Origin of the sequence: Pseudoalteromonas sp. SA25, from assembly GCF_011378705.1 — a bacterium.
In the GTDB taxonomy this organism is placed as follows: domain Bacteria; phylum Pseudomonadota; class Gammaproteobacteria; order Enterobacterales; family Alteromonadaceae; genus Pseudoalteromonas; species Pseudoalteromonas arctica.
On sequence record NZ_WTKV01000001.1, the window covers coordinates 1 to 9,427 of the forward strand.

Sequence of the window (9,427 nt, forward strand, 5' to 3'; positions counted from 1 at the left end):
ATGTCCCGTCCTAAAATACGTTGACGGTTTTAATTGAAGGCCAGTAGCTTTTGCTCCTGGCTTTTTTTGTGCACTTGGTTTGGTGTTTTCATTCCCAAACTCAAATGCGGCCTCATTTCATTGTATATTAATATTGATTCTTCGACGAGTTCACGTAGCTCTTTTAGATTTTGGCATTTATAGAGTAAGAACTCCTGCTTCAATATGCCGTTAATACGCTCCGCCAGTGCATTTTGATAGCAGTCATAGCCATCGGTCATTGATGGAATAATGCCATTTTCATTAAGCTTTATTTGATATACCTGCGAGCAATACTGCAACCCTCTATCTGAATGATGAATCGTACTACATTGATACTGACGATTATTGATTGTCATATCTAATGCCTTAACAACATCTGTCGCCTTCATTTCATCACTGAGTTCATAACCCATAATTTTGCGACTATACGCATCAGTTACTAGCGATAGATAGTGAACACCTTGCTCTGATTGAACATAGGTTATATCGCTTACAAAAACCTCTTCTGGCCGCGATGGTTGCACATCTTTTAGCAAGTTAGGATGCTTTTTCATCCAATGTTTACTAAAAGTAGTTTTAATGTAACTACGCTTAGGTTTAACCAATAAACGTTCATTTTTCAAATAACTAAAAAAAGCGTCTCGACCTAAACTTATGCCTCGCTCTATGAATTTTGGTTTAAGTAAAAAATACAACTTTCTTCCACCTAAGCGCGGCATAAAACGTCGTATTTCCAATACCATCGCTTTAACTGGTGCTAGTTCAATAGCACGCAGTTTAGCTCTGCTCTCTCGTTGATATATCGCTTGTCTCGTTATACCAAGCAGCATGCAAGCACGTTCTAAGCTAACTATTTTTTGCTTTTGAAGGCTTCTTGCTCCTTGGCAATATACTTTTTTCGAAGGCTTGTTCCATGCTCAGCGTCAAGGATATTAACCACTTCATTGAGTAACAGGTTACGTAAGTGCTCATCTTCAAGCTCTCGCTCGAGGCGTTTTATTTTTTGAGCGGGACTTTCTTTGGCTTTAGGTGATGTAGGCATAGTTATCTTAGGTGATTGAGTCCAATCCATCTTACCGTGTTTTCTTAACCAAGTAAGCACGGTAGAACGACCTTGTATGCCATAAATTTTTTGGGCTTGTTTATAAGTCATATCGCCTTTTTCTACAGCGTCGACAACTTGTAATTTAAAGCCTAATGAATAATCTCGTTGTGTTCGTTTGATCGGTGTATTATTTGACTTGGTCATAATAAATCCTAAATGTGTAAACACATTTCAGGACGAGACAATAAAAACACAAAAGCCGCTGAATATAAATTCAGCGGCTTTTTACGTTTATGTTTTACTAGTTACCAATAATCATCGTTAGCTTGGCTATAAAGTCTTTGGCTGCTTGCTCAGAATTTATTTTAAACGCCACACCGTAGTGAATAGGCTGAGCACTTTTAAAAATACGTGTAGGAAAGCGTGTCATCTCGCTGCTATGAAAGTAGCCTTGCGCACGCGTTACGCCATCAATATCACTAAAATCATCGCTAAATACTTCAAATGCGGGCCGAATTACTATTTTACCCTTGCCGCTTTCGCTGTGGGTATAAAATGCTTCTTTAGAGTTTACTAACATGTACTCTGCAATATTTTTAATCTTAAAATTACTTCTGCACTGTAATTTAATGAGCTGTTCTGTCAGCTCGTCTGCACTATAAGCCACGTGTAATCCCTATTAGTTAATTTGCGTATTAGATTAACGCATACACAATAAAATCTGAATTTATTTGTCTGCTTTACTGCGTTATATCACATACAAAAGCGAGTTTTTCATTGTTGTAACTCATTCTTGTTATATTTGTTTCGCAGTAGGTGCTTAAATTAAGCCATTGCGATACTTCATCACTTCCATCAAGTTTACGCTGATAAACGCGGTTTTTAATAGCATAAGCGATAGTTTCATCATCTTTCAAAATAAAATCTTGAACTTGAGCAGGTAACCTTAGTAGGTCTTCAACTTGTTTATCCTGTGGATTAAAACTCGCTAAAATATGTTGCTCGTTTTTAGTGTAACTAAATAAAAATGCAGCTGTAGAGTTGTTATAAATAAGCGTTCGGCCAATATTACTGGCAGCTATTTTCCCCTTCGCTTGTGCAACAGAAGTATATTGAAGAGTATGAGGCTTTCCTAAAATAAACATTACTAAATCATTTTGAACACCCCATGCATGGTACCCAACAGGTTCAATCCAATCAAAAATACGACTTGGCGCATCTTCGATTTTGAGTGGGTATTGCCACAGTTTTTGCTTACCATCTGCCTCTACAACAATCGCTGATACTGCATCACCACTTGGCATAACCGTTGGTGAATATTCGCTTACGGGAGAGTTACTGATATTAATAACTTTTTTTGATGTTAAATCGTAATAAGCAATATCGGTTTGGCTTTGCTCACCTGCAATCACCTCATGAGTAAAGTATAAACCTGTACTTGTTAAGTGCGGTTGGTTGTTATAACTGTTTTTATCACTCACTATATTAACTTGTACCCCATAAGGCGTATTTAAATCAGCAAGTAATACTTGGCTTTTTGGCATGCTAGCCTGCGCCATAATTGGGCTAAGCGCTGCTATAGAAAATATCCCAAGTAATGGTTTAATAAGTTTCATGCTTTCTCTCGTTTTAATTTTAAGCACCTCATGATAACGTTATTTGCTGATGACGTCACTTGAGCTAAGTCAGTCAACTCTCAAGATACCCAAACGGCTTAAAATAATGTTAAGTTTAGTCTGGTTATAAAACCTGGTCCTAAAAAAGAGAATTAACATGTCAGCTAAAAATCCTATTATTGCGATTACGGGTTCGTCTGGTGCGGGTACAACCACCACAACCAATGCAATTAAACATATTTTCCGTAGCCTTAATATTGAAGCGGCTTTTATCGAAGGAGATAGCTTTCATCGTTACACTCGCCCTGAAATGGATAAAAAAGTACGTGAAGCACAACAAGAGAATAAACACATTAGTTACTTTGGCCGAGAAGCAAATGACTTTGGTGCTTTAGAAGCGTTGTTTGAAAACTATAGTGAAACAGGCCAAGGTAAGTTACGCCGATACTTACACACCTTTGATGAAGCCGTCCCATATAATCAATTACCGGGTACATTTACTCCTTGGCAAGACCTTGATAGTAATACTGATATATTGTTTTATGAAGGGTTACACGGCGGCGTAGTTGATCAAGATGTAGACGTTGCAAAGCATGTCGATTTATTAATAGGCATGGTTCCAATTATTAACCTTGAGTGGATTCAAAAATTAATACGCGACACATCCGAACGAGGCCATTCTCGCGAAGCGGTTATGGGCTCTATTGTGCGCAGTATGGATGACTATATAAATCATATTACCCCGCAGTTTTCTCGTACCCATATTAATTTTCAGCGGGTGCCTACTGTTGATACCTCAAATCCATTTAGCGCCAAAGATATTCCATCTCTTGATGAAAGCTTTGTAGTTATTCGCTTTAGGGGTATTGATGATGTTGATTTTCCTTATTATTTACGGATGATCGAAGGCAGTTTTATGTCTCGTATAAATACACTTGTAGTACCAGGCGGTAAAATGGGCTTGGCTATGGAGCTTGTGCTTACCCCATTAATTAAAGATATTATTTTGAAAAAGCGTGCACTGGAAAACCTAGCACCACTCGATTTACCTATTTGATTACCGACTCTTTTTTGTTAAAGCTAACTCACGTACACTGCTGATTTTGCTCAAGGTGAGATCAGCATGTCACAACAATTAAAAATTATTGTCGGTTCTAAAAATCCTGTAAAAATAAATGCCGCTAAACATATTTTTACTATGTATTTTCCAGAATGTATCATTGACTGTGAAGGTGTGAATGCTCCCTCAGACGTGCCCGATCAGCCTATTGGCGAAGACGAAACACGTATTGGCGCGCAAAACCGTGTTAATTATTGCAAAGAGCACCACCAAGCTCACTATTACGTTGCAATGGAAGGCGGTGCTGAGCAATTTAGCTATGGTGCAGCAACCTTTGCTTACGTAGTTATTGATAATGCCTTAAATCAAGTTGTAGGGCGTAGCAGCAACCTTCCTCTACCCCAAGTACTTTATAATGCATTACTTAAAGGTGAAGAACTTGGCGATGTAATGGACAAAGCATTTAATACCACCAACGTTAAACAAAAAGGTGGCGCTATTGGTCTACTTACCAACAATCATGCCACGCGCGAAAGTACCTATACACAAGCACTCACTTTAGCTATGGCGCCTTTTTTACACCCTGAGCTATACGGCCAAACAAATTAATTTAGGAAGTTTAATGAAGTACAACTATGTATTGTTTGATGCAGACGAAACCTTATTTAGGTTTGATATTTTAGCGGGCATGACTCGCATGTTTAAAGCTTACAACGTAGATTTTAGCCAAGACGATTATATTCATTATCAAAAAACCAATAAGCAGCTGTGGGTTGATTATCAAAATGGCACTATTAGCGCAGATTACTTACAAGTGACACGCTTTAATGAGTGGGCTTCAAAACTTAATGTGCCAGCAAAAGAGCTAAACGATGCTTTTTTAGATTCTATGGCGCAAATTTGCGAGCCATTACCTGGTGCTATTGAGCTTTTAAATAAACTTAAGCCAAATGCTAGATTAGGTATTATTACTAACGGTTTTGCCCGCTTACAAACCGTACGCCTTGAGCATACTGGCTTAAAAGATATGTTTGAATGGTTAGTTATATCTGAACTTGTAGGTATAGCAAAACCGAATAAAGCGATTTTCGAGCACACATTTGAGCTAATGGGTAACCCAGATAAAAGCGAGATACTTATGGTGGGTGATACTGCTGCAAGTGACATACTTGGCGGCAACAATGTTGGTATTGATACTTGCTGGTTACAGCACCCTGGTGAGCAATTAGCCGACGGAATAAAGCCAACCTATACCGTAGCTAGTTTAAATCAGTTACAAGCTCTTTTGGAGCTATAATAAAGTATAGAGCTATTAAATTTCACACAAAAAAATGACGCTAATTAGCGTCATTTTTTATAACTGTTTTTCGAGCTGCTCTTTTACTGCTTTTAGGCTGGAGCTAACTCAAGACCGGGTGCAGGCATCGTCACAGGCGTTTCAAATGTTGCCCACTCCCATGCTGACTCTGTAGCCATAATTTTACGAAGTAATTTATTATTTAAATCATGACCCGATTTAAATGCAGTTACTTTACCTAAAAGGTTATGGCCTGTCATAAACATGTCACCAACACAGTCTAATATCTTGTGCTTAACAAACTCGTCGCTATAACGCAAACCGTTAGGATTTAAAACTTTGAACTCATCAAGTACCACAGCACTATCCATGCTACCACCTAGCGCTAGGTTGTTTGCATGCATGTATTCAATATCTTTCATAAATCCAAAAGTACGCGCACGGCTAATTTCTTCAATAAAGCTTTGCGTTGTTATATCCAACCCAATACGTTGGCGACTTTCATTGATAGCTGGGTGGTTAAATGCAATCTCAAAGTCGATATGAAAACCATCATATGGTTCAACTTCAGCCCACTTATCACCTTCTTCAATGCGTACTTTTTCTTTAATACGGATAAAGCGTTTAGCAACGTTTTGCTCTTCAATTCCGCCTTTTTGTAACAGATATATGAATGGTAATGCACTACCATCCATAATCGGCACTTCTGAGCTATCTAATTCTACAATTAGATTATCAATTCCCATTGCAGCAACGGCTGCAATAAGATGCTCAGTAGTCGATAAGCGAACACCATCTTTGTTAATTAAACAGGTACACAACTGCGTATCACCAACGGCTTCAGGTGTTGTTTCAAAATCAACAACCGGATCAAGGTCGACACGACGAAATACAATCCCAGTATTTGCGCTCGCAGGTCGGAGAGTTATTGTGACCTTCTCACCTTTATGAAGTCCAATTCCTATGGCTTTGACTACTTCTGCAATCGTACGCTGTTTAATCATAGGTATGCTCACTTTTAAATCAGTTACAGTTATATGGCGGATTTTAACATAAATCCTTTTGCCTTTCAATATTTGTACATATTTCAAACAAAAGTATTATTAAATGTTAATCAGCCTGCTTACGTAAAAAAGCGGGGATATCAAAATAATCACCACCTTCTGATTTATCCGCTTTTTTACTGTTTTGTGCTGAAGAGCTCGATGCACTGCTTGAACTAGTTGTAGGCGCTTTTTCTTTGCTTTGCGTTTGCGCTTTAGCAGTGTTTTCTTCAGTGTTTGTATCTTGGCTTGCAAAGCTTGGTACGTACATACTGCTCGTTTGGTTTGATGTGCTTGCAACATCAGAACCTGATGCTTTTTTAAAGCCGTTATCAACAATACCAAACTGTGGACGACGATCGCCGCCTAAGCCAGTTGCAACAACCGTCACACGTAGCTCATCAGTCATTTCTGGGTCGATTACCGCACCAACAACAACCGTTGCGTTTTCTGACGCAAGTGCTTTAACGTGATTACCAACAATTTCAAATTCTTCAATCGCAATGTCCATACCTGCGGTGATATTAACTAAGATACCTTTAGCACCTGTTAAATCAACGTCTTCTAGTAGTGGGCTTGAGATAGCGGCTTCTGCTGCTTCTTGTGCACGATCAGGACCTGACGCAGACGCCGTTCCCATCATTGCAGTACCCATTGCAGACATTACAGTTCTAACATCGGCGAAATCCACGTTAATTAAACCAGAACGTGTAATTAGCTCTGCTATACCTTGTACCGCACCAAATAATACGTCATTAGCTTTAGCGAAGGCATCTAGAAGTGTAGTCCCTTTTCCTAAAACTTTAAGCAATTTATTGTTCGGAATTGTAATAAGTGAATCTACAATTTCTGACAATTCGTTAATGCCTTGTTCAGCGGCTGCTGCACGTTTTTTACCTTCAAAATCAAAAGGACGTGTTACAACTGCAACGGTTAAAATACCGAGTTCTTTAGCAATTTTAGCGACTACCGGTGCTGCACCAGTACCTGTACCGCCGCCCATACCGGCTGCAATAAATACCATATCGGCGCCTTCAAGACTGGCACGAATTGTATCTGCATCTTCTTCAGCCGACTTACGGCCTACTTCAGGGTTTGCGCCCGCACCCAACCCAGAGGTTATTTGCGTGCCTAGCTGAACTGTAATATCGGCAGCAGAGTTACGTAATGCTTGCGCATCCGTATTTGCGGCTATAAAACGCACGCCTTCTATTTGTTGTTTAACCATGTGCTCAACAGCGTTACCGCCACCACCGCCCACGCCGATTACTTTTATTACAGCTTCTTCGCTGTGTTGTTCCATTATATCAAACATGTTTACTCTCCGACTTGAGTCTTAAAACTCGCCTTGGAACCATTTAGTAATGCGGTTCCACCAATTATTGTTATCCTCTGCTTTCGACTTTTGTGCATTCATCGATTGCATGGTACGCCCGTATTGTAACAAACCAACAGCGGTTGCGTACGAAGGATCATCTACATAGTCTGTCAAACCAACCATCCCGATTGGTTTGCCTATTCTTACTGGCATTTGGAAGATGTCTTCTGCCACTTCCATCGCGCCAGTCATTTTAGCAGTTCCGCCTGTAATAACGAGACCTGCCGCAATTTGGTCTTCTAAGCCTGAACGACGAATTTCTTCCATCGCAAGCTCAAATAATTCTCTAAAACGAGGCTCTACCACCTCAGATAATGTATGGCGCGACATTAACCTTGCTGGTCGTCCGCCTACACTTGGTACTTCAATTGTGTCTTCGCTACTTGCCATTTGGCTACTAGCACATGCATATTGTACTTTGAGTGACTCGGCATGTGATATAGGTGTGCGAAATATTTTTGCAATATCACCAGTAACTTGGTTACCCGCCACTGGAATAACCGCAGAGTGACGAAGTGCGCCATTAATATAAATGGTGATATCCATAGTGCCGCCACCAATATCAAGTACTGCAACACCTAGCTCTTTTTCGTCATCTGTTAGTACAGAATAACATGACGCTAATGCAGTAAAGATAAGTTGATCGACTTCAAGACCACAGCGCTCTACGCATTTCTCGATATTTTTTGCCATATCGTTTGAACACGTAATAATGTGTGCACGCGCTTCCATACGAACACCACTCATACCAAGTGGGTTTTTAATGCCCTCTTGCATGTCGATACTGTATTCTTGCGGCAATGCATGCAGCATTTTACGTTCTGCCGAAATAGGCACAGAACGCGCAATATGAATTACATTTTCAATGTCTTCGTCAGTGACTTCAGTGTTATTAATTGCCACCACGCCACTTTCATTTTGACACTGTATATGTTTGCCAGAAATACCCAAGTACACAGAGCTAATACGACAATCAGCCATTAACTCGGCTTCGTCTATTGCTCGGCGAATAGACTCAGACACTAAGTTTAAATCGTTAACGCCGCCTTTATCCATACCATGAGATACTTGGCTGCCCACACCAACAATGCTGAGCTTGTTATCTGCGGTGATTTCACCTACCGTGGCAACCACTTTCGAGGTGCCAACGTCTAACCCTATTACTAGGTTTCTTTCTGCTGACTTAGTCATGCCTTACTCTTATTTTGTAATTGTTCTTCTTGCACTGGCTTAAAGCTGACTGCAAGGCCGGTATCATACCGTAAATCTATTGTATCTACTTGTGCATCTGCACGTTGTTCCATTCGTGGATAAACGTCTATAAAACGTTGTACACGCTTGGCTTTATCTTTACGTCCTAAATTTAAACGTATTCCGTTATCTAGCCATAGTTGCCACGAAAAACGCTCCGACAATGCCAAACTTGTTAACGTTAAGCCGTTAACTTTTAGCATTTCATCAAATTGCTTAAAAGCAATCCACGCTTCTTCTTCGCTGCCTTCTGGGCCGTATAACTGCGGTAAGTCATCATCTAACTTATCGCTGCTGGCTTGAAATGCTTGACCACTTTGGTTGAGCAATAAGTCGCTATTCCAATGTGCTACTACTTCATGTTCAACAACATATACTTGTATAGTATCAGGCCATTGTTTACGCACCGAAGCGGTAGCAACCCAGGGTAAGTCTTGAACTAGCTGCTGCACATGCTTAACATCAAGTTCAAAAAAACTACTTAAATCGGCTTTTTTAATCGCTTTTATAATTGCCGTTTCATCTGTGTATTTAGGCTGCCCTTGCACTGTAAGGTGCTTAATTTGAGCATCTTTGTTTTCAACTAACCAATCCGATACACCTGTCGTAATTTGCACTAAGCCAATTACAACTATCAGAAAAAAGCTCACACCAAAAATCAGAGACCAATTAAGCTTCAGTTTGATTTCTTGAGCTTTTTCTAAAAGGGGATGCAT

The 9,427-nt window shown here is 39.9% G+C and carries 10 protein-coding genes; 3 read left to right on the forward strand and 7 right to left on the reverse strand.

The genetic code is table 11. The features are described 5' to 3' along the window. Positions 1-29: 29 nt before the first annotated feature. The 3 genes from GQR45_RS00005 to GQR45_RS00015 form a co-directional block, all read right to left on the reverse strand. A protein-coding gene (locus GQR45_RS00005; protein WP_240920078.1) for an IS3 family transposase occupies positions 30-1,270 on the reverse strand; the annotation gives its coding sequence in 2 pieces (ribosomal slippage) (positions 30-907 and positions 907-1,270; 1,242 coding nt in all). Between the two features lie 97 nt (positions 1,271-1,367). Next, positions 1,368-1,733: a hypothetical protein gene (locus GQR45_RS00010; RefSeq protein WP_007579906.1), complete on the reverse strand. Its 366-nt coding sequence runs from the start codon at positions 1,731-1,733 to the stop codon at positions 1,368-1,370. Between the two features lie 73 nt (positions 1,734-1,806). Continuing rightward, positions 1,807-2,682 carry a hypothetical protein gene (locus tag GQR45_RS00015; protein ID WP_165724735.1) on the reverse strand — a complete coding sequence of 292 codons (876 nt, stop codon included), beginning with the start codon at positions 2,680-2,682 and terminating at the stop codon, positions 1,807-1,809. A 157-nt stretch (positions 2,683-2,839) separates the two neighbouring features. On the opposite strand from GQR45_RS00015, the gene GQR45_RS00020 reads away from it, so the two are divergent. The 3 genes from GQR45_RS00020 (at position 2,840) to yjjG (ending at position 5,039) form a co-directional block, all read left to right on the forward strand. Further along, positions 2,840-3,739, forward strand: a complete 900-nt coding sequence (locus tag GQR45_RS00020) for a phosphoribulokinase (RefSeq protein WP_007579904.1) — start codon at positions 2,840-2,842, stop codon at positions 3,737-3,739. A 66-nt stretch (positions 3,740-3,805) separates the two neighbouring features. After that, positions 3,806-4,351: an inosine/xanthosine triphosphatase gene (gene yjjX, locus GQR45_RS00025; RefSeq protein ID WP_121954449.1), complete on the forward strand. Its 546-nt coding sequence runs from the start codon at positions 3,806-3,808 to the stop codon at positions 4,349-4,351. Between the two features lie 13 nt (positions 4,352-4,364). Continuing rightward, positions 4,365-5,039: a pyrimidine 5'-nucleotidase gene (gene yjjG / locus GQR45_RS00030; RefSeq protein ID WP_165724736.1), complete on the forward strand. Its 675-nt coding sequence runs from the start codon at positions 4,365-4,367 to the stop codon at positions 5,037-5,039. Positions 5,040-5,131: 92 nt separating this feature from the next. Here the strand turns inward: yjjG and lpxC are convergent, their stop codons facing one another. From lpxC to GQR45_RS00050, 4 genes are all read right to left on the reverse strand, one after another. Continuing rightward, complete coding sequence (lpxC, locus tag GQR45_RS00035) at positions 5,132-6,043, reverse strand: UDP-3-O-acyl-N-acetylglucosamine deacetylase (RefSeq protein WP_007582940.1); 912 nt, start codon at positions 6,041-6,043, stop codon at positions 5,132-5,134. A gap of 106 nt (positions 6,044-6,149) precedes the next feature. After that, complete coding sequence (ftsZ, locus tag GQR45_RS00040) at positions 6,150-7,397, reverse strand: cell division protein FtsZ (protein ID WP_007582938.1); 1,248 nt, start codon at positions 7,395-7,397, stop codon at positions 6,150-6,152. Between the two features lie 21 nt (positions 7,398-7,418). After that, positions 7,419-8,651: a cell division protein FtsA gene (gene ftsA / locus GQR45_RS00045; RefSeq protein WP_007582937.1), complete on the reverse strand. Its 1,233-nt coding sequence runs from the start codon at positions 8,649-8,651 to the stop codon at positions 7,419-7,421. Then, the gene (locus GQR45_RS00050) at positions 8,648-9,427 is read right to left on the reverse strand and encodes a cell division protein FtsQ/DivIB (RefSeq protein ID WP_007582934.1); all 780 of its coding nucleotides are present in this window, start codon (positions 9,425-9,427) and stop codon (positions 8,648-8,650) included. Before GQR45_RS00050 ends, ftsA begins: the two co-directional genes overlap by 4 nt.